The sequence below is a fragment of the Nocardia sp. CDC160 genome (assembly GCF_035818795.1).
In the GTDB taxonomy this organism is placed as follows: domain Bacteria; phylum Actinomycetota; class Actinomycetes; order Mycobacteriales; family Mycobacteriaceae; genus Nocardia.
The window spans coordinates 631,480-652,050 of the sequence record NZ_JAYKYT010000003.1; the positions used below are offsets into that span (position 1 = coordinate 631,480).

14 protein-coding genes and 1 tRNA gene are annotated in these 20,571 nt (G+C 68.5%); 9 read left to right on the forward strand and 6 right to left on the reverse strand.

Features of this window, described 5'->3' with window-relative positions:
• Window positions 1-8: 8 nt before the first annotated feature.
• Window positions 9-1,046 (reverse strand): TIGR03617 family F420-dependent LLM class oxidoreductase, encoded by a 1,038-nt coding sequence (locus VMT40_RS17625; protein WP_326359369.1) that lies wholly within the window; start codon window positions 1,044-1,046, stop codon window positions 9-11.
• Window positions 1,047-1,205: 159 nt separating this feature from the next.
• Between VMT40_RS17625 and VMT40_RS17630 the strand changes: the two genes are divergently transcribed.
• Window positions 1,206-1,901, forward strand: a complete 696-nt coding sequence (locus VMT40_RS17630; RefSeq protein WP_326359371.1) for an IclR family transcriptional regulator — start codon at window positions 1,206-1,208, stop codon at window positions 1,899-1,901.
• A gap of 91 nt (window positions 1,902-1,992) precedes the next feature.
• Window positions 1,993-5,283, forward strand: a complete 3,291-nt coding sequence (locus tag VMT40_RS17635; RefSeq protein ID WP_326359373.1) for a hypothetical protein — start codon at window positions 1,993-1,995, stop codon at window positions 5,281-5,283.
• On the opposite strand, the gene VMT40_RS17640 is transcribed toward VMT40_RS17635, so the two are convergent.
• Window positions 5,267-6,031 carry a PP2C family protein-serine/threonine phosphatase gene (locus tag VMT40_RS17640; protein WP_326359375.1) on the reverse strand — a complete coding sequence of 255 codons (765 nt, stop codon included), beginning with the start codon at window positions 6,029-6,031 and terminating at the stop codon, window positions 5,267-5,269. The genes VMT40_RS17635 and VMT40_RS17640 overlap by 17 nt on opposite strands.
• Window positions 6,032-6,275: 244 nt before the next feature.
• Between VMT40_RS17640 and VMT40_RS17645 the strand changes: the two genes are divergently transcribed.
• Window positions 6,276-7,238 carry an alpha/beta fold hydrolase gene (locus tag VMT40_RS17645; protein ID WP_326359377.1) on the forward strand — a complete coding sequence of 321 codons (963 nt, stop codon included), beginning with the start codon at window positions 6,276-6,278 and terminating at the stop codon, window positions 7,236-7,238.
• Window positions 7,239-7,289: 51 nt separating this feature from the next.
• Window positions 7,290-8,762, forward strand: a complete 1,473-nt coding sequence (locus VMT40_RS17650; RefSeq protein ID WP_326359378.1) for a chloride channel protein — start codon at window positions 7,290-7,292, stop codon at window positions 8,760-8,762.
• Between the two features lie 77 nt (window positions 8,763-8,839).
• On the opposite strand, the gene VMT40_RS17655 is transcribed toward VMT40_RS17650, so the two are convergent.
• Window positions 8,840-8,913, reverse strand: a tRNA-Met gene (locus VMT40_RS17655).
• Window positions 8,914-9,449: 536 nt separating this feature from the next.
• Here VMT40_RS17655 and VMT40_RS17660 point away from each other — a divergent pair.
• Window positions 9,450-9,986, forward strand: coding sequence for a transglycosylase family protein (locus VMT40_RS17660; RefSeq protein ID WP_326359380.1), 537 nt, complete (start codon window positions 9,450-9,452; stop codon window positions 9,984-9,986).
• A gap of 94 nt (window positions 9,987-10,080) precedes the next feature.
• Here VMT40_RS17660 and VMT40_RS17665 read toward each other — a convergent pair whose 3' ends face one another.
• Together VMT40_RS17665 and VMT40_RS17670 are read right to left on the reverse strand one after the other, a co-directional pair.
• Window positions 10,081-10,935, reverse strand: coding sequence for an NmrA family NAD(P)-binding protein (locus VMT40_RS17665; RefSeq protein ID WP_326359382.1), 855 nt, complete (start codon window positions 10,933-10,935; stop codon window positions 10,081-10,083).
• Between the two features lie 235 nt (window positions 10,936-11,170).
• On the reverse strand, window positions 11,171-14,170 hold the full coding sequence (locus VMT40_RS17670) for a UPF0182 family protein (protein WP_326359383.1): 3,000 nt from the start codon (window positions 14,168-14,170) through the stop codon (window positions 11,171-11,173).
• A gap of 499 nt (window positions 14,171-14,669) precedes the next feature.
• On the opposite strand from VMT40_RS17670, the gene VMT40_RS17675 reads away from it, so the two are divergent.
• Complete coding sequence (locus VMT40_RS17675; protein ID WP_326306721.1) at window positions 14,670-15,278, forward strand: PPA1309 family protein; 609 nt, start codon at window positions 14,670-14,672, stop codon at window positions 15,276-15,278.
• 3 nt (window positions 15,279-15,281) lie between these two features.
• Here VMT40_RS17675 and VMT40_RS17680 read toward each other — a convergent pair whose 3' ends face one another.
• Window positions 15,282-16,307 (reverse strand): YlbL family protein, encoded by a 1,026-nt coding sequence (locus tag VMT40_RS17680; protein ID WP_326360221.1) that lies wholly within the window; start codon window positions 16,305-16,307, stop codon window positions 15,282-15,284.
• Between the two features lie 85 nt (window positions 16,308-16,392).
• Between VMT40_RS17680 and VMT40_RS17685 the strand changes: the two genes are divergently transcribed.
• The 3 genes from VMT40_RS17685 (at window position 16,393) to VMT40_RS17695 (ending at window position 20,170) form a co-directional block, all read left to right on the forward strand.
• The gene (locus tag VMT40_RS17685; protein ID WP_326359385.1) at window positions 16,393-17,793 is read left to right on the forward strand and encodes a zinc-dependent metalloprotease; all 1,401 of its coding nucleotides are present in this window, start codon (window positions 16,393-16,395) and stop codon (window positions 17,791-17,793) included.
• 83 nt (window positions 17,794-17,876) lie between these two features.
• Window positions 17,877-18,731 carry a TOMM precursor leader peptide-binding protein gene (locus VMT40_RS17690; protein WP_326359387.1) on the forward strand — a complete coding sequence of 285 codons (855 nt, stop codon included), beginning with the start codon at window positions 17,877-17,879 and terminating at the stop codon, window positions 18,729-18,731.
• Window positions 18,732-18,817: 86 nt separating this feature from the next.
• The gene (locus VMT40_RS17695; protein WP_326359389.1) at window positions 18,818-20,170 is read left to right on the forward strand and encodes an ABC1 kinase family protein; all 1,353 of its coding nucleotides are present in this window, start codon (window positions 18,818-18,820) and stop codon (window positions 20,168-20,170) included.
• Window positions 20,171-20,571: the final 401 nt, after the last annotated feature.

Below are 20,571 nucleotides of genomic sequence, written 5' to 3' on the forward strand. Positions count from 1 at the left end.
GACTGCTCCTACAGTGACTCGGGGACAACGGGATTCGGTATCCGGTGCAGCGCCGACACCAGGTCGATGACGTGCCGGTCCGACGGCACGTAGCCGGGGAAATAGACGCAGACCCGTTCCGCCACATCACCGAAACGCCGTTCGATCTGCTCGGCGCACTGGTCCGGCGTCCCGCACACCGCGATCTCCGACAACAGCTCGTCGTCGATCAACTCGGTCATCTCCACGATCGCACCGCGTTTGGACAACTCGTTGAGGCGAGGCTGAATGCCTTCCCGACCAGCTGTTTTCAGCACCGGCAGATACGCGGGTGTCGAGCCGTAGAAGGCGATGAGCCGACGCACCGCCGCATCGGCGTGCTCCTGTTCGGCGGCGTTCCGCCCGACCGCGACCATGGCCTGCGGTATCACCGCGAAATCCGCCGGTTCCCGTTCGGCACGGTCGAGACCGGCCCGCACCGCGGACATGGTGTGCTGTCGGAAATGTTCCTCGGTGTGGAAGGGCATGACCAGCAGCCCATCCGCGACCTCCGCGGCGGTCCGCACCATGAGCGGCCCCAGCCCACCCATCAAAATCGGCGGCACCCCGGCCGGACTGGGCCCGGGATCGAAGTTGGGCGGCATCAGCGTGTGCCGCGTGAACTCGCCCCGGAAGTTCAGCGGGGACCCGGACTGCCAGGCCGTCAGGATCGCCTTCACCGCCGTCACGAACTCACCCATTCGCGCCGCCGGTCGCGACCACGTTGCGCCGTAACGGTTTTCGATGTGCGGCCGGATCTGCGACCCGAGCCCCAGCCGAAACCGACCCCCGCTCGCCAGGTGCAGGTCGTAGGCCGCGTGCGCGACATGCAGCGGACTGCGGGGAAACGCGATCGCCACATTGGTCATGAGGTCGAGGGGAACGCTCGGCGCGACCGCCGCCAAGGGCAGAAACACGTCGTGTCGCCCCTCGAATGTGAACAGCCCGTCCACTCCGAGCGCGGCCAGTTCCGCCGCCCGCGCGACCACGCGGTCCGGCCGGGCGTCGAGATGCACATCAACCTTCATGCTCGCCACCCAAGCACCGCGCGGCCCCCGAAATCCGCCGCCGGTTCCACCCAGTGAAACTTCCCGCCCACACCGGCGGCCGGGTCGATACCGTTGCCCCGGGAGGTCTTTCGCATGCACAGTGCCGTGACAGCGACCCGGTCGTCGATGCTCGAACGCATGACGGAGGTGCTCGACGCCTTCGCCACCGGCCCCGACCGACTCACCCTCGACGATGTCGCCGCGCACACCGCCCTGCCGCGCTCCACGGTGTTCCGCATCATCCGGCAGTTGGTTCACCTCGGCTGGCTCGACCACGATCCGCCCGGCTACCGCCTCGGCCCGCGCGTCTTCGGGCTCGCGGCCCGCCAACGCGACTGCTCCGATCTGCGCGCCGCCGCCGGACCGGTGCTGCACGCGCTGCACGAACGCCTGGGCGCGGTCACCCATCTGGGTGTGCTGGAGGGCAGGCAGATTCGCTATCTCGACAAGGTCGGCGGGCCGGGCGCGGGCGTCCCCTCGGCCGTCGGCCGCCGCGCCTCCGCCGCCCGCACCGTCCTGGGCTGGGCGGTGCTGGCCGCCATGCCGCCCGAACACGTCGACGCCCTCTTCGCCGACCCGGACCCGGATTCGACTCCCCTGGATGTGAATCGGCTGCACGCCCGACTGCACCGCACCCGGACCGCGCACGGGGTGGCCGTCAGCGCCGCCGAGCGCTGCCCCATGGGCATTGCCAGCGCCGCCGCACCCATTATCGCGCCCGACGGCACCATCACCGGCGCGATCTCGGCCGCGGGCCGGGGCCTGCATCCCCCACACGTCGCCCCGCTGATCTCCGCCGCCGCCCGCCGCATCGGCGAACGCCTGGACGGCTGACACGCGTCGCGTGACACACCCCGAAACGCCAGGTTGGTTCCGAGCGGAAATTGAATGGGCGGGCGGCGATCACGGCAGTAGCGTGACGCCCGTGACAGGAGCGGCGAAGCTGTTGGCGAAGGTGGCCCGGGCCTCGGTGCCGGAGCGCGAGACCGAGATCGCGCGGGAGGCGCGGCGGCTGGCGGGATCCGGTGCGCTGGGACCGGTGCTGGCGGAACTGTCGGCCGGTGGATGGTACGAGCGGCGCACGGCGGTCCGGATGGCGACCATCGGCGGGGATCGGGATTATCTACTCCGACAACTGGATTCACCCGACCGCGCGACGGCGACCCGCGCACTGACGGCCCTGATTCGCCTGGGCGTCGAGCCGAAGATCGTGGCGGATCGACTCCCCCAGCTCTCGCAGCTCGAACGCACGAGTGTCTGGCGTGCGCTCGCCCGATCCGGAAACACGGTGCTGGCCGATGAGATTCAGCCGACCGTGCGCGCACTGTGCGGGGAGGCCGAAAGCGCGCGGATACTGCCGTACTGTTCGGCCGCGGTGGTCGCGCGGGAGTTGGAGTCGGCCGCCTACGCGGTGAACTGGGCCGTGCTGGGCCGCAGGCACATCGACGTGGTCTTCGACCATGTCGAGGCCCGCATCGGCAGCGCCGACCGCGAGGAATGGCGTGAGCTCTGGCATGCGCTGACCGCGAATGTGGCCGCGGCGGCCCGGTATCCGTCGCGCTTGCTCGCGGTGGCCGGACAGGCCGTGGAGTGGCTGTCCGTCACCGCCCTGGCACCCGTGATCGGCGCGCTGGCCCGCCACGACGCCGAGGCGGTGGGTGCGTTGATCCTGCATGCCAGCGGCCACGGTCGCGGACTCGGCGGGACCACCCTGTGGCGGGCCATGCTGCGCTTGGACGATGACCGGCTGCGCGAGATCTACGAGACCTGCCCGCCGACCGAGCGCCGTCGACTGCTGCGGTGCCTGCCGCACGGCCGCCGCACGGCCATCGCGAGTCCCCTGCTGATGGTGCCGGGCCTCGCTCCCGCGCAGGTCGACACCGATGTCCTCGACGCTCTTCCCGCCCGGGAACGCGCCGCGCTCGCCGGAGAACTGCTGGCCCGCCCGGGCGGAGCGGATATTCCCGATGTGGCCGAACGCCTCTCGGCTCGCCTGCCCTGGTCGGAAGCGAAAACGATTCTGGCCGAGGCGACTCGGCGCCCCACCGCCGACGAGCGGGCCCGCGCCTATCCCCTGCTGGTGACCGCCGCGGCCGGGAGCCGCGACGCCACCGCGGTCGGTGAGCTCCTGGAACTGTTGGCGCGCTTGCGCAATGAGCAGGATCCTGTCCGGCGCGCGGCACTGGAGGCGATCACCCGTCTCTCCCCGGGCCTCCTGACCGCCGCACACCTGCCCGCGCTGCGACGGCTCGCCGAGAACGCGCTGCGGGCCCGCGACCGGTCGTACTACACCACCCAGGCCGTCTCGACCCTTACCCGAATGCTGTTGCAGCGCGGTGCGCAGACCGGCGACACCGCCTTCACCGCGGCCGCGCTCGATATGACGAGCCTGCTGGCCGAGGTGTCGTTCGCGCTGTATCTGTATGGGCTGCACAGGAATCTGCCGCGCGGCGCCGAGCACCGCTTGTTCGAATCCCTGCGGCCGCGGCTGGAGGCCGATGCCGCGCGCGACCACTGGGATCTCACTCTCGAACTGGCCGCCGGGCTCGACCGCCGGGCCTACGATGTCGCGGGTCTCCAGCGACTCGTGCTGCGCGCCTGTACCGCGTCCTCGGACTACACCGTGCGGCGGGCCGTGGAGCTCGCGCTCGCGAATCCCCGCACCCGCGACACCCACCTGAACGAGATACTGCGCCAGGACCGTTCCGTCATGCTGCTGCCCGCAGTGCAATTCGTGGTGTCGCACCGGCGCACCGACCTGCTCGACATCATGTTGAGCGGAAAGACACCCGGCCGATTCCTGTCCGGCAAGGTGAGTTTCGTACCGGTACACCTCGAGGGACTCGACCGTTGGACACCGGCCTACCTCGACCGGTACGCCGAAATCCTGGACACCTTCGCGCGCTCGCCCAAGCCGTCGATCGCCGAACGTGCCGCCGCCGTTCGCCAATTGGGCAGGGTGCCGGGCAGTTTCGCGCGCATCCTCCCCTACGCCGAGGACGCGGACCTCACGCTGGCCGAGGCGGCGCTCACCGCGCTCGGGCGCAGTGACGAACCGGAGCGGGCCGGGGTCGAACTCGCCAAGTACGTGGCCGATGATCGGGCGCGCGTCGCGGTCTTCAGCCTCGCGTCCTGCGCCCGCGCCATACCCCCGGAGCGGCTCGGCGCGACCCTGGCACCCCTGCTGGATTCACCGAAGGTCACCGCGGTCAAGGAGGGCGTGCGACTGCTCGCCACCCTGCCCGCCCCGGACGCCATGACGTACATCGACCGGCTCTGGCAGCGCCCCGACCTGCACCGAGACATCCGGCGAGCGGCCGTATTCGGTATTCGCGGGCTGTACCGGGACGAGCGCGCCTGGCGGCTGCTCGCGGACGCGGCCACCGATCCGGACGTCGCGGGCGCGCTCCTCGATATCCCGCCGACGACACTGCCGGTCCCCTACCGGGAACGGTTCGCCGCCCTGCTGCGGGACATGGCCGCCGACGACGATCCGCGCGTCGCCGCGCAAGCCCTGGCGGCCCTGGGCAACTGGTATCGCTGGGCGCCGCCCGATACCGGCGACGTGCTGGTCGCCCGCCTCACCGATCTCTCCGAACTCGGCATGTGGCGCACCGCGCTGCGGGTGCTGCTGATCAGCCTCGGCGTCTCCGGCGATCACGCCGCGCTGACGGCGGCGGTATCGGCGCTGCGGGATAGCGACCCGGCGCTGCCGGGGCGCGATCTGCCCGCGCACCAACGTCTTTCGACGCTCGCGCAACTCCTGCACCCGGTGTTGCGGAACAACGACGTCGCCCGCCCGGCCGCCGCTGCCGTCGCCGCATTGCTCGCCGACGATCCGCTCTGGCATCCCCAGATCGTCGATCTCACCCTCGCGGCGGTGCGCTGGACCGAACCGGAGGCGACCGTCGCGGCCATCGACGGCCTGTCCGGTCTGGCGAGCGGAACCCTGCTGGGGTTCCCGGCGGAGCGCCTGGTGGCCAGGCTCACGCACGACCTACCCGCCGTGCCCTCCGAGGCCCTGTCGCCGATCGCCACCGGCCTCGCCACCCGCCCCGACATCCCGACGGTACTGGCGGCGGTCGCCCTGGTCGCCCAGTGCGGCAAGCACTTCGGCTGGGCCGAACCCTGGACGGGGCTGTTGACCGGATTGCGCACCCACGCCGACGTGAACGTGCGCCGCGCCGCCTACGCCGTCTTCACCGCGCCGGAATAGCGTCGATCACCAGTGCCGTGGTGTTGTCGGTGCCGCCGGTGGCCAGGGCGGCGTCGACCAGGGTCTCGGCGGTGGACTTCGGCGAGACCCCTTCGGCCAGAATCGTTTTGATCGCGGGCATGCCGAGCCGCTTGCCGACGCCGTCGGTGCACAGCAGCAGGCGGCCGGTGCTGGAGCCGGTGCTCGCGTGGCCGATCTCCTCGGGGCGGACCGTGCGCGCCGAGGTGGTGACCAGGTGGGCCATGCCCGGCATGGGCTCGTGGCCGCGCGCCCGAAAGTATTCGGCGACAGTGTGATCGGTGGTGACGCGGTGCAGAACGCGGCCGTTCCAGCGATAGAGGCGACAGTCGCCCACCCAGGCGATGTCCGACGGCGCGTCCGGCTGTCCACCCGACGGCAGGACCGCCACGACCACCACGGTGTCGGCACTCGCCTCGGGTAGCTCGCGCAGCAATTCCCGCTGTGCCGCAAGGATTCCCGCCCGCGCTCCCGCGTAGACCGCGACCCGCGCCGCGGTCCGAGCCACCAGCCGGGCCGCCCGCGCCGCCGCGAGATGATCACCGACCCCGTCGGCCACCGCGAAGGCCGCATGCCCCACACGATGATCGGTGAAGGTGGCGAACGCGTCCGCATTGATGGTGCGCCCACCCGGCTTGCTCACCGCCGACCCCGCCACCCGCCCCAGCCGCACCTCTCTTTCCACGGCGGCGGACTCCACGGCGGTGACGTCAATGGCTTCGGTGTGCATGGGCCCGACCTCCTGGGACTCGGCCTCACGGGGCGTGCTGCCAACCAGCACTACCGATTCAACGGCCGAAAACCGAGCACCGCTCCCAAATTGCCTGTGCGATTGCTGTGGAGTCGGCACCGATTGTGTTACGACGGTCCGCCCGAATTGCACGGTCTGCCCGTATTAATACGACGCGGCGCGTAGCCCGGACGACGCCCGTGGACGGATGCCCGGTGGCCGCACCGGCGCGTTCACTCGAGGCATGGACGTGATTCACCATCGAACGATCGACGTCAACGGACTGGACATGCACGTGGCGGAGGCCGGGACCGGACCACTCGTGGTGCTGCTCCACGGCTTTCCCGAGCTCTGGTACTCCTGGCGGCATCAGCTGCCCGCGCTCGCGGCGGCGGGTTATCACGCGGTCGCGCCGGATGTGCGCGGGCACGGGCGGACGCGGGCGCGGACGGAGCACCCCGACTACGGCATGAGCGCACACGTCGCCGACACGGTCGGACTGCTCGACGCGCTCGGCGCGTCCACGGCCACGCTGGTCGGCCACGACTGGGGCGCGAACACCCTGTGGGCCGCAGCGGAACTGCATCCCGACCGCTTCCCAGCCCTTGTCGCACTGAGTGTTTCGCGACGGCCCAGAACACCGCTGCCGCCGACCGAACAGCTGCGGGCGTGGTCGGGCGGGCGATTCAACTGGATGCTGTATTTCCAGGAGCCCGGCGTCGCCGATGCCGCCCTCGCGGCCGACGTCGACCGCTCGATCCGCCGGATCCTGTACGGATTGTCCGGGGACGCGGGCGAATTGGGGATCCATCTGGTCGGCGGACTCCCGGCGGACGCCGACCTGCTGGCCGAAATTCCAGACCCGCCACGGCCACTGCCCTGGCTCTCCGACGCGGACCTGGCGTACTACGCCGCCGAGTATCGACGTACCGGCTTCACCGGCAGTCTGAACCGCTACCGCGCCGCCGACCACGACTGGCTCGAACACCCCACCCTCGGCACCCGCTCGCTCCCACAGCCGACCCTCTTCCTCGGCGGCGAACTCGAGCCCGCGGTGCGCTTCGGCAATCCGGCCGCCATGCGAGACCAGGTCCCCCGCCTCGAAGACCCGATCGTGCTGCCGGGATGCGGCCACTGGGTCCAGCAGGAACGCCCCGACGAGGTGAACGCCGCCCTGATCGAATTCCTCGACGCCCACGGCAAGTAGGACGCGACGCCAACGGCAGGGTCACGATCTTCTGACCCTATTGTGAGGATCGTGCCGCCGAAACCTGGATCGGGTCGTCGACGTCCCCGCGATGCGGGGTTCACCGCGCGCATGGGCGGGGCGCGGCGGCCGGTGCGCAGTGAGCGGCTGCGCACCCCCGCACCGGTTTTCAAGCGCCGGATGCCGTCCAAACGCGGTGCGATGGAACAGCCCAACGCGCGCCAGGACGGCGAGGGCCCGCTCACGCCCGTGTTCTGGCTGGTTCTCGGGCTCACCGGGGTCGCGGCCGGGCTGTCCGGGGTCGTCTTGATGAGCCTGCTGTTCCATGTCGAGGCGGTCGCCTTCCCCGGTTCGGGCAGCTATCTCGCCAATGTGGCCGACGCGTCCGGGATTCGGCGGGTCAATTCCCTGCTCATCGCCGGAATGCTGGGCGGGATCGCGATCTATCTGTTGCGGCGGTACACACCCGGCGAGAAGACCGATCTCGATGACATCGTGTGGACCGCCTCGGGAGAGCTCTCGTTTCGGCGGTGCCTGGGCACGGCGGTCATCTCCGAGGTGGTGATCGGGCTGGGCGCGTCGCTCGGGCGGGAGGCGGCCAGCAAGCTGATGGGCGGCGCGTTCGGCAGCGTGCTCGGGGGGCGCTTCGGGCTGACGGCCGAGCAGCGGCGACTGCTCATCGCCTGCGGCGGCGGCGCGGGCCTGGCCTGCGTCTACAACGTTCCACTGGGCGGCGCGTTCTTCACCGCCGAGATCCTGCTCGGCACCACCTCGCTCACGACTCTGCTTCCGGCCCTGGCCTGTTCGGCGCTGGCGACCATGACCGCCTGGATCTACCTGCCCAACCGGGCCACATACCTCGACATCCCCGCCTATCCGTTCAGCGCCTCACTGCTGATCTGGGCGCTACTGGCCGGACCGTTCCTCGGACTGGCCGCCACCGGCTACATCCGCGTCATCGGCTGGCTCTCCCATCACCGCGTGCCCGGCGCGGGAGCCCTGCTCGCTCCGATCGCCGCCTTCGGCGTTCTCGGACTCATCGGCATCCGCTACCCCCAATTGTTCGGCAACGGCCACGGTCTCGCGGCCCCCGCCTTCCTCGGCCTCGGCAGCGCGGGCCTCCTGCTGACCCTCGCCCTGCTCAAACCGATCGTCACCGCGCTGTGCCTGGGCAGCGGCGTCTCCGGCGGCCTGTTCACGCCGGTGTTGAGCAGCGGCGCGGCCTTCGGCGCGGGCACCGGCATCCTGTGGACCCAATTCTGGCCCGGGTCACCGGTCGGCGCGTTCGCCATGGTCGCCGCCGCCGCGGCCATCGGCTCGTCCATGCAGGCTCCGCTGACCGGCCTGGCCCTGGTCCTCGAACTGACCCACGGCGGCTTCGCCATCCTCGTCGCGATGATCGCCGCCACCGTCGCGGCCACGGTGGTCGTCCGCCGCCTGGACGGCTACTCCATCTACTCCGCCCGGCTACCCGCCCGCACGCGCACGACCGCCCCGGCCGAGCCGCCGGGTCTCGCGTCGTAGCGGTAGCGAATACAGACAGGGCGGTAGCGAATACAAAAGTGGCCCGGAACCTGATGGTTCCGGGCCACTTTCGCTAGTAGCGGGGACAGGATTTGAACCTGCGACCTCTGGGTTATGAGCCCAGCGAGCTACCGAGCTGCTCCACCCCGCGTCGGTGAACACAACATTACACACGAGCGTGGAGCAGGACCAAATCGGCTGGTCACAGGGCGTTTATGGGGGTGGGCACGGCCGCGGGAGGCGGGGCGGGCACAGCGAAGCGCGCCGGGCGGGTGGGGCGTAAGCGGAGTGATCAGGTTGAAAATCTTCCGTTTGAAAGGCTCGCGCGCACGTATGGCCGTCGGAATGGCCGAAAAACGTGACTCACATCACAAATTCTTAGTGAGTTGAATCACATCACGGGCATATAACAGACCGATCGGGATTCGCATTTGCAGCATAGCCAACCTGCATCAACGCGGTTTTCGGCGTCATTCGCTTCATGCAATTCTGGAGTTATCAAGACGTGATCTGCCGAGATTTACTCGTTATCGTCAGTTCCGGCCCGGATCAAACCTGTGATGGGCACCGACCCGAACCGCTGCACTCCGGAAACCCTGTCCCGCGGTCGGGCACCCCGAGCTCCTGGGGACAGGGACACGGCCGAGCAAACGGGCCGGGTCGGTAGGCGCAGGGAGGGAAAACACCATGAAACAGAACCGGAAGATCAACACTCGCGCCCTCGGCCTCGCCGCCGTCACCGGCGCACTTGTTGCCGTCCCGTTCGGCTTCACCGCGACCGCCTCCGCCGCGACTCACGACTGGGACGGCGTCGCCCAGTGCGAGAGCGGCGGCAACTGGGGCATCAACACCGGCAACGGTTACTACGGCGGTCTGCAGTTCACCCAGAGCACCTGGACCGCCAATGGCGGCACCGGCAGCCCGAGCAATGCCAGCAAGGCCGAGCAGATCCGCGTGGCCGAGAACGTGCTGGCCACGCAGGGTGTCGGCGCCTGGCCGGTGTGCGGCCAGTACCTGCGCTCGGGCGCTTCCGAGCCGGAGCTGGAGGCCGCGCCGGAGCCCGCCGCGCCCGCGCCCGCCCCGGTCTCCCCCACCGATCGCCAGGTCCTCATCGATCAGGCCAAGGATGTCGCCGGTGGGCTCGCCACGCAGTTCGGCGTGCAGGATCAGTACAACCAGATCCTCCAGGCCAACGCCGGTCTCCTCGAATCGTGGGGCAAATAACCCAAAAACTCCTTCCCATACCGGAAGAAATGCAAAGGTGCTGTCATCAATGGCGATGACAGCACCTTTCGCTATTCACAGGCAACAATTCTTATTATGCGGCAGTAAATTGTGCCCTATTCTCGAGCGCCCATTCCCGAAAGGTTCGCGGTGACCGGCCCGTGACGTCCGCGACCGTCGGATGCACCGTCGAGGTGAAGGACTCCAGCGCCGTGGCGCGCAGGGCCATGATGGCCGCGGCCATCTCGGGGGCCACGCCGAAGCGCAGCAGATCGGCCTCCGCGGCCTCCGGTGAGATCTCCTCGAATCGCAGTGGGCGGCCGATGATTTCGGCAATGATGGCGGTCTGCTCACCCGGTGAGAGCGCCTGCGGACCGGTCAGGACGTAGACCCGCCCGGCGTGGCCGGGCTCGATGAGCGCGGCGACCGAGACCGCAGCGATATCGTGCGGGTCCACCACCGCGATTCGGCCGTGACCGAAAGGCGCACGGACGGTGGACGATTCACGCACCGAGCGCGCCCAGTGCAGGGCATTGGACATGAATCCCATGGGGCGCACCATGGTCCAGGCGATACCGCTCGCGCGCACCGCGTCCTCGCCCGCGCGGTGCCAGGCCGGAATCGGATCGGTCGCGGCCGGATCCCCGGCGCGACCGGAGGACAGCTTCACGATGTGCTCGACCCCGGCCGCGACGGCCGCGAAGGCGAGATTCGCGTCATGCCTTGGGATCTCGGTGCCGGTGGTGGACAGGAAGGCCTTGCGGACACCGACCAGCGCGGGCGGCAGTGAGTCCGGGTCACCGAGATCGGCGCGCACCACCTCGACACCGGCGGGCAGGTCGGCGGCTTCGGGTCGGCGGGTGATCGCCCGCACCGGCAGGCCCGCGGCCAGCAGCTGGTCGACCACGGCCCGGCCGACGGTGCCGGTGGCTCCGGTCACGAGATACATGGGTTGCTCCGTTTCATCGAAAGGTAGATCATTTCCGCCTCTCGATACTGCGATTGCCCAGGAATCCAGACCAGCTGGCGGCCGAAGGCAGCGCAATAGCTCCATGAGTTCCGTGTCGAACGCTGATTTCCTCCATCGAGGGCAGTCTGGAACGCAAGATCGTCCACAACGCCCCCGGATACGCGAAAGGCGCTGTCATCCAAGGGATGACAGCGCCTTCCTTCGCACGTAGCGGCTAGCCGCCCGGCTTCTCGTAGTTGTTCACCGCGTTCTGCAACTGCTCCAGCGCCTTGCCCAGCTGGCCCAGATCGCCGGACTTCTGCGCGTCCTGGACCGCCTTCAAGGCGTCGTCGAGCTGCTTGACCGCCGCGTCCTTATTGCTGGAACCGGTCGCTGCGGGCGGTGTCGGGGTGGGCGGCGGTGTGGTGGCACCGCCCTGTGTCGGTGGCGTCACCGTCTGGCCCGGCACATCGAGCGCGGCGTTGGCGAGTTCGGAGGGTGCGACCTGGGCCAGCGCCTCCTTGACCGTCGAGCCGTAACCGATCTTGTCGTTGTAGCTGACCAGCACCTTCACCAGCTGCGCGAAAGACGGTGCGTTCGTGGAGGTCGCGCGTTCCAGGTACCACGGCTCGACATAGATGATGCCGCCATTGCCGACCGGCAAGGCCAACAGGTTGCCGTATTTGAGCTTGTTGCCATTGGTTCCGGTCAACAGGGTTCGGAACGACGCCACATTGCCATTGCTGGTCATCTGGTTGTGGATCGTGCCCGGGCCCTGCGCCGCCGACTCCGGCAGTTTCAGCACCGTGAGCTTGCCGTAGTTGTCGGGATCCGAATGCGCCTGGATGTAGGCGGACAGGAAGTTGCGCTTGTAGCCGACCATCACGCTGGTCAGATTGAACTGCGCCTTGCCCGTCTTCGGATCGCCGATCAGTACGTAGTACGGCGGCTGATGCGCGCTGGCGGCCGCGCCCTCCTGGGTCGGATCGTTGGGCACCGACCAGAAGGCGTTGTTGGTGAAGAACTCTCGCGGATCGTCCACGTGGTACTTCGCCAGCATCTCGCGCTGCACCTTGAACAGGTCCTCGGGATACCGGAAGTGCTGGCGCAACTCCGGGCTGATGGACTCCTCCGGCTTGACCGAGCCCGGGAAGACCTTGCTCCACGCCTTCAGCACCGGATCGGTCTTGTCGACCTGGTACAGCGTGACGGTGCCGTCGTAGGCGTCGACGGTGGCCTTCACCGAATTCCGGATGTAGGAAACCTCTTTGCGCGGTAGTAGACGCCCCGTCGTCTGATCGATGCTGTCCTCGACCGCACCGTCGAGCGGGGTCTTCTGCGCGTAGGGGTAGTTGTCGAGCGTGGTGTACGCGTCGACGATCCACAGGATGCGGCCGTTCACCACGGCCGGGTAGACATCGCCGTCGGCGGTCAGCCACGGGGCTACCTGGGTGACGCGGTCGCGCGGATTGCGATTGAAGATGATCTTCGAATCCGAGCCGATCGCACCCGAGAACAGGATGTTGCGCTCGGCGTACTTGGCCGCGAAGGCGAGCCGGTTGAACCAGTTCCCGATGCGCACGCCGCCCTCACCGTTGTAGGTGAACTGCGAATCGTTGGTGTCGTATTCGCGCGGCGGCTGGTTGTTCGCACCGACGATGGCGTAGTCGGCGTCCGTCTTGGAGATCAGCGGACCGTAGTAGATGCGCGGCTGCGAGACCGGGATCGCCTCTTGGTTCTCGGGGGTGCCGAGGTCGCTGACGGTCTTCAGGTCGGTGCCGTTGGGACCCGGCACCGAGAACACCGGGTAGCCGTAGCCGCCGCTGGCGTCGCCGCCCGTGCCCTGCCCCACCTGGTTCGGGTCGTTGGGTGGGGCGGCGTTCACCTTGTTGGCGGGCGAGGCCACGAAACCGTTGCCGTGCGTGTACACGGTGTGCCGGTTGATCCAATCCTTCTGGTTGTCGGCCAGATTCGCGGGCTGCAGTTCGCGCGCGGCCACCACGTAGTCGCTGGTCTGGCCGTTGACCGCGTAACGGTCGATGGCCAGGGTCTCGGGGAAGCCGTAGATGTTCTGCAGCTGATTGCGCTGGGTGAAGGTGGCCGTCAACAAGTTCGGGTCCAGCAGACGGGTATTGCCGATGGTCTGCTGATCGGCCAGCGACTGCGCGGGCGAGACCTGGCCGCCGCTCTTGTAGTCGACGTACTCGACCTTGTCGGGGGTGAGCCCGTAGGCCGCGCGGGTCGCCTCGATATTGCGCTGAATGTAGGCGCTCTCCTTGGTGGCCGCGTTCGGCTTCACCGAGAACTGCTCCACCAGCAGCGGCCACACCGCGCCGACCAACACCGAGGACAGCAACAGCAGGGCCGCCGCCATGGCCGGAATCCGCAAGTCGCGCAGCACGACTCCGGCGAAGAAGGCGATGGCGCAGATGACCGCGATGGACAGCAGGATCAGCTTGGCGGGCAGCACCGCGTTGATGTCGGTGTAGGAACCGCCGGTGAAGGTCGGCTCCTTGCGGCTGCTCGACAGCAGCGAGTACCGGTCGAGCCAGTATGCGAGGGCCTTGAGCAGCACGAAGATTCCCGCGATCACCGCCAGCTGGACACGCGCCGAGGTGGACAGCGCGCCCTCACGCCCGGACAGCCGCAGGCCGCCGAACACGTAGTGCGCCACCAGGTTCGCGAAGAAGGCGATCACCACGGCGACGAACAGCCAGTTCAGGACCATGCGGTAGAACGGCAGGTCGAAGGCGTAGAAGCCGATGTCCAGGTGGAACTGGGGATCGGTCACCCCGAACGAATCACCGTGCAGGAACAGCTGCACCGTCACCCAGCTGGACTGGGCGACCAGACCGGAGAGAATGCCGATCACCAGCGGAATGCCGATGCCGAACAGGCGCAGCCGACCCATCACCGTGGTGCGGTAGCGCGCGATCGGATCGCCGGGACCGCTGACCGGGACGAAGACCGGCCGCGACCGGTAGGCCAGCAGCAGGGCCGCCCAGATGATGAGCGCCACCACGATCGTGACCACCAGGAACAGCACGATCCGCGTGAACAGCACCGTGGTGTAGACGTTGCGGAATCCAACCTCGCCGAACCACAGCCAGTTGGTGTACGCGTCGGTGAGCCGGGGCCCGACCAGTAACAGGGCGGCCAGCACCAGGGCTGTGACGAGCAGTATGCGGCTGCGTCGGGACAGCGAAGGTAAGCCGGTCGGGGGGCGCATGCCCACGATGCCACTCTCCCAGGGTCCGGCGGCATTCCACGCCGGGTCGACCGGCCCGGAGCACCGCAGTCCGATGATTCGAGTTGGTCCCCAGGGGACCGTCCGCGCCCCACTCTACGTAAAACGCCCGTCCGGCGGCCCGACACCTGCCGCGCAGCCCGAATCCGGACATGTCGGGCATGCGGGGGTGCGGCGCGAACCGGCTGATCACGCCGATGATCACCACCGCCGATCCGCCACCCGCGGCCGGACTTTCGCTGAGAGCGCAGCGCCGCATGCCCCTATCCCCAAGCTTCCGAGCACACATCGACCCGCACCACCGCACCCGAGCCGACACCAGACGGGCCCGCCCCGAGACAATCCCCCACGACGCGCTTCCGCTCACCTCGCGCGTCCGGTTGCCCGCATGCTTCCGCTCGCTCCGCGCTTCTGGTCGCCGCGCCCGCTCTCCAGGTGGCCGCGCCCCGCGCTCCCCGGCGGTGTGTGGCGATGCGAGGATGGCCGGGTGAATCCAGAGCAGTGGGCGGCGTCGGCCCTGTACCGGTGTATTCGGGAAGTCGCGGAGTATGTCGACGGGGAGGGGTGGGATCGGCCGCCGCAGATGTTCGCGCTGGTGCCGACCGCCGATCTGGTGGCCGCCGAGCCCGCGCTGCTGGATCAGCTGGACGAGCAGGATGCGCTGACTCCCATTGCGCAGGAACCGTTCCCGGAGGACATCGCCGGGGAGGCCGACGCCATGGCGCTGGACGAATTCCTGGGCACCACCAGTTGGCCGCCCTCGGTCGAGGGTTGTGTGCTGGTGCAGCAGATCGTGGTGTTGCCGCCCGATGCCGAGCAGACCCTCGACGAGGCCATCGCGCCGCTGCTGGCCGATCGCGATGCCGCCGATCAGGCCGGTCGCCGCGCCGCCCTCACCCATGCCGAGCGCCGCGACGCCCGACTGTTCGTGGGTGTCCTACGCGACGGCACGTCGCTGTCGCTGTTGCAGATCCGGCCCGCCGAGGACGAGGAGGATCCGTTCGGCGATCTCGAGCTGCGCACGGCCCCGAACCTCGCCACCAATCTGGTCGAGGCCCTGCGTCACACCCTCGAGAACGACCCCGACGAGTTCTGACCGTCAGCTACAGCTCGGGACGTCCTTGCCCGCGTTGAGATCCTCGAGCGATTGCACTGCGCCGGACAGGTTTTCGACCTTGACCAGGCGCAGGCCCGCGGGCGTGCGCTGGGCGGCCTCGTTGCAGTTGGCGGCGGGGACCATGAAGGTCACCGCACCGGCGTCGCGGGCGGCGATCATCTTGTATTGAATGCCGCCGATCGGGCCGACCTTGCCGTCCGGGTCGATGGTGCCGGTGCCCGCGACGAACTTGCCGCCGGACAGGTCGCCGGTGGTGAGCTTGTCGATCAGGGCCAGGGTGAACATGAGACCCGCGGAGGGGCCGCCGATTTCGCCGAGATTGAAGTCGACCTTGATGGGGCCCTTGTTGATCTCGTCGGGCGTGACGCCGAGGTAGCCCTTGCTCGAGTCGTCGGGGCGCGCGCCGACGGGGATCTCGACGGTCTGCTCCGCGCCGTCGCGGCGCACGACCAGGTGCACCGGGGTGCCGGGCTTGGTCGAGGAGACCGCGGTGACGACATCCTTGGTGGTGGCGACCGGCTTGCCGTCGATGCTGACGATCTCGTCGCCCTTCTTCAACAGCTCCTTGGCGGGGCCGTCCTCGGAGACATTCGCCAACTGCACCGCGGTCGGCAGTTTCAGATAGTTGAGGGCCGCCAATTCGGCGGAATCCTCGGAATCCTTGAACTGCTGCTGATTGGATTTGTCTACCTCGTCACGCGACTGTCCGGGGGGATACACCTCCGCGCGCGGCACCAATCCGTGTTGACCGTCGATCCACAGGCCGATGGCCTCGAAGATATTCAGCTTGTCGCGAACGGACACCGTCGTCATATTCAGGTTGCCCGAGGTCGATTTCACCTCCGCGCCCTGCACGTCGACCACCTGTTTTCCTTCGACAACGCCCAGCGTGTTGAAGGTGGGACCGGGTCCGAGCGCCACGAACGGGACGGTGACGACACTGCCCACGACGCCCAGCACCAGAATCGGGACCAGGGCGGCGAGCAGGGTGACAATGCGGCGGTTCACGCGGCCAAGGGTACTGGTCATCAAGGCCATTGCCGCGTTCCGCTCGGCGGTTCGCGTGGTCCGCGGCTCCAGTACCGTAGATGCCATGAGTGATTTTCCGTTCGGATTCTCGAATCGCGACGACGACCCGGAGCGCAAGCCCGGGGACGAGTCGAGCGGTTCTGGTGCGAACAACCCGTTCGGATTCCCCCTCGGGGGTGCGGGCGGCGGCGGATTCGATCCCTCGCAACTCGGTCAGATGCTGACGCAGCTGGGCGCCATGTTCTCGAGCATGGGGCAGCCGGGCGGGCAGAGCGGCGGACCGGTCAATTACGACATCGCCAAGCGCTTGGCCCGCCAGCAGCTGGGGTCGACCATCGCGCCGATCGCCGCGGGCACTCAGAGCGCGGTCACCGACGCGGCGCGGCTGGCGGAACTGTGGCTGGATTCGGCCACCACCTTCCCCGCGGGCGCGACCAGGACCGTCGCGTGGACCGCCAACGACTGGATCGAGGAGACGCTGCCGACCTGGAAGCGGCTGTGTGATCCGGTGGCCGAACAGGTTTCGGGCATGTGGACCGCTACGCTGCCCGCCGAGGCCAAGGAATTCGCGGCCCCGATGTTCGGCATGCTCGGGCAGATGGGCGGTCTCGCCTTCGGCTCGCAGCTGGGGCAGGCGCTGGGCCAGCTGGCCAAGGAGGTGCTGACCTCCACCGATATCGGGCTCCCGCTGGGCCCGGACGGCACGGCGGCGCTCTTGCCCACGGCCATCTCGGAATTCAGCACCGGGCTCGAGCAGCCCGAGAGCGAGATCCTGGTCTATCTGGCCGCGCGCGAGACCGCGCATCAGCGGCTGTTCGTGCACGTGCCGTGGCTGCGGCAGCAGGTGCTGGGCGCGGTGGAGGATTACGCGCGCGGCATCAAGATGGACTTCTCGGCCATCGAGCAGGCCGCGCAGAACCTGGATCCGATGACCCTCGCGCAGGATCCGTCGAAGCTGGAAGAGCTGCTGTCGCAGGGCACTTTCGAGCCGCAGACCACGCCCGAGCAGAAGGCCGCGCTGGAGCGGCTGGAGACGCTGCTGGCCCTGATCGAGGGCTGGGTGGAGACCGTGGTCACCGACGCGGTGGGCGATCGGCTGCCCGGCGCGGGCGCGCTGGCCGAGACACTGCGGCGCCGCCGGGCCACCGGCGGTCCGGCCGAGCAGACCTTCGCCACCCTGGTCGGGCTGGAGCTGCGGCCGCGCAAGGTGCGCGAGGCCGCGGCGCTGTGGCGGCGGCTGACCGCCGACGCCGGACTGGAGAAGCGCGACGGCGTCTGGGCGCACCCGGATCTGCTGCCGGACTCCTCGGATCTGGATTCGCCCGCGGGCTTCATCGATTCGGTGCTGGGCGGCGGGACGAGCGCATTCGACGATCCGCTGGCGCAGTTGGCCGAGACGGAGGCCAAGGAGCGCGCCGAGAAGGAAGGCAAGGGCGAGGATTCCCACGGGGAAGACTCGAAGTAGAAGTTGTGGATAACCCGCGAAAGCGCTGATGAACAAGCGTTTTCGCGGGTTTTCGCGTATTCGGGCGCGCGCACGCTGGTGGGATGACGACGATCATCGCGAACCGTGGGCCCATGCTCCATCCTCGAATCAGCGTGCTGGTGCGGCGCAATGGCGCGGTCCAGCTCGGGTGGCATCCGGAGAGTGCGGTCATCGTGCGGCCGCCGGGGCCCGTCGAGGCGGTGCCCGCGCTGGTGCGGCTGCTGGACGGGTCGCGGACCGAGGCCGAGATCCTGTGGCAGGCGCGGGAATTGGGGTTCGATACCGCGGTCACGCGGGAATTGTTGGATCGGATGGCGGACGCCGATCTATTGGCCGGTGCGCAGCCGCGCGCACGCTTGCGGACGGTGCGGATTCACGGGCGCGGGCCGCTCGCGGACGCCCTCCTGACGGGTGTGCGGCGGATCGGGTTGCGCGCCAAGTATTCCCACGGGCGCTATCGCGAGGACCGGACCGATGGCCCGGCCGCCGAACGTCCGGACCTGGTGATACTGGCCGACGCCCTGGTTCCGGATCCGGGGCTGGTCGCCGAGCTCATGCGCCGCCGCATTCCCCATCTGCCGGTGCGGATTCGCGAGGGGTACGGCATGGTCGGCCCGCTGGTGCTACCCGGCGAAACCGGTTGTCTGCGTTGCGCGGATCTGCACCGGACCGACTACGAGCCGGACTGGCCGCATCTGTCCGCGCAATTGCTGGGTCGGGTGGGGTACGCCTCCCCCGCGGGCGTGGCGATGACGGCGGCGCTGGCGCTGAAGGAGATCGAGACCGTGCGCTTCGGGCGGGCCGCGCGGCCACCGGCGAGTTTGAACGCCACCCTGGAGTTCGATCTCGAGGTTCCGCACCTGGATCGGCGGGCCTGGCCCGCGCATCCGAGCTGCGGTTGTGGCGAAAGCGTATGACTGTGACGGAAACCACTATCGTTCGCGACCCGAACAAACACCCAATTACCGTGGCGCACCGTCTGGGACATCGGCATGATGGGAACGTGTCAGAGATTGTGAGCAAGCGCTCTTCCCGCAATGCCAAGCTGGCCAAGATTCCGCTCGGCATCGCAGGGCGGGCGGCCGTGGGTTTCGGCCGCAAACTTGCCGGGGGAGACAAGCGGGAAATCAATGCCGAACTGAATCAGAAGGCCGCCGAACAGCTGTTCGCCGTACTCGGTGAGCTCAAGGGCGGGGCCATGAAGTTCGGGCAGGCGCTGTCGGTGATGGAGGCCGCCGTACCGGAGGAGTTCGGCGAGCACTATCGCGAGGCGCTCACCAAACTGCAGGCCGCCGCGCCGCCCATGCCCGCGGCAGCCGTGCACCGGCAGCTGGATCAGCAGCTGGGAACCGGTTGGCGGCAACGCTTCCGGGAGTTCGACGACGCGCCCACCGCCTCGGCCAGCATCGGGCAGGTGCACAAGGCCGTGTGGTCCGACGGCCGCGTCGTGGCCGTGAAGGTGCAGTACCCGGGTGCGGACGAGGCGCTGCGCGCCGATCTGAAGACGCTCAATCGGTTCGCGGGCATGATGGGCACGCTCATTCCGGGCGCGGACGTCAAGCCGATCCTGGCGGAGATCAGCGAGCGCACCGAGGAGGAGCTGGACTACCGGATCGAGGCGGGCTACCAACGCCAGTTCGCCAAGGCCTTCGACGGGCATCCGCGGTTTCTGGTGCCCAAGGTCGTGGCCAGCGCCCCGAAGGTGATCGTCACCGAATGGCTGGACGGCGGCACGCCCGTCTCCAAGATCATTCAACAGGGCATGGAGGATCCCGAGGGCACCCGGGAGTTGCGCAATCGCGTCGCCGGGCTGATGGGCGAATTCCATTTCAGCTCACCGTCGATCGCCGGTCTGCTGCACGCCGATCCGCATCCGGGCAATTTCATGATGCTGCCCGACGGGCGCCTCGCCGTCATCGACTACGGCGCGTGCGCTCCCCTGCCCAATGGGTTCCCCAAGATCCTGGGGCAGATGGTGGCGCTCGAGGTCGAGGGCCGCTACGACGAGTTGACGGCGCTGCTGCACGACAACGGCTGGGTGATTCCCGGAAAGACCCTGAGCATTCAGGAGATTCAGGATTACCTGCGCCCCTTCAGCGACCCCATCAAGACCGAAACCTTCCACTTCACCCGCCGCTGGATGCAGCGCGTGGCGGGCAAGGCCACCGACATCTCCAACGCCGAGATGATGAAAACCGCCCGCTCCCTACAACTCCCCGCCGAACACGTCATGATCTTCCGAGTCCTCGGCGGCTCCGTAGGCATCTGCGCCCAACTAGACGCCGAAGTCCCCTTCATGAAACTCATGAAGGACTGGGTCCCCGGCTACGCCGAAACCCTCCGCGCCGCAAGCTGACACCCCAACAGCTCGCAGCGGATCGGTGCGCCGAAAGGCACTGGAGCCCTCGGCAACAGACGTTTCGAGGAAGACACCCGAGACCTCGCAAGTGGTCTGGGAAGAAGTCTCCCGAGACGTGGCAAGACACTCCAGGAGAAGACCGCCCGAGCGTTCGCGTAAAGAGAGTTCCAGGGCAAGGCCGCCCGAGTGTTCGCGTGAAAGAGTTCCAAGCCAAGGCCCCCGAGCATTCGCGTGAAAGGGGTTCCAGGGCAAGGCCGCCTGGGAGGCCGGGCGAAAGGGATTGCGGGGAACCAGCTGGGGTCTCGTGAAAGGGGTTTCAGGGGAAGCCCCTGAGCTTCGAGAGTCGAAACTCCTTGTTACGCAAAACGACCCGCCTACCTTCTGGTAAGCGGGTCGTA

Coding starts and splice junctions, on each gene's coding strand:
- VMT40_RS17625 (WP_326359369.1), bottom strand. CDS start 1,046: ATGAAGGTTGATGTGCATCTCGACGCCCGGCCGGACCGCGTGGTCGCG.
- VMT40_RS17630 (WP_326359371.1), top strand. CDS start 1,206: ATGACGGAGGTGCTCGACGCCTTCGCCACCGGCCCCGACCGACTCACC.
- VMT40_RS17640 (WP_326359375.1), bottom strand. CDS start 6,031: ATGCACACCGAAGCCATTGACGTCACCGCCGTGGAGTCCGCCGCCGTG.
- VMT40_RS17645 (WP_326359377.1), top strand. CDS start 6,276: ATGGACGTGATTCACCATCGAACGATCGACGTCAACGGACTGGACATG.
- VMT40_RS17660 (WP_326359380.1), top strand. CDS start 9,450: ATGAAACAGAACCGGAAGATCAACACTCGCGCCCTCGGCCTCGCCGCC.
- VMT40_RS17665 (WP_326359382.1), bottom strand. CDS start 10,935: ATGTATCTCGTGACCGGAGCCACCGGCACCGTCGGCCGGGCCGTGGTC.
- VMT40_RS17685 (WP_326359385.1), top strand. CDS start 16,393: ATGAGTGATTTTCCGTTCGGATTCTCGAATCGCGACGACGACCCGGAG.
- VMT40_RS17690 (WP_326359387.1), top strand. CDS start 17,877: ATGACGACGATCATCGCGAACCGTGGGCCCATGCTCCATCCTCGAATC.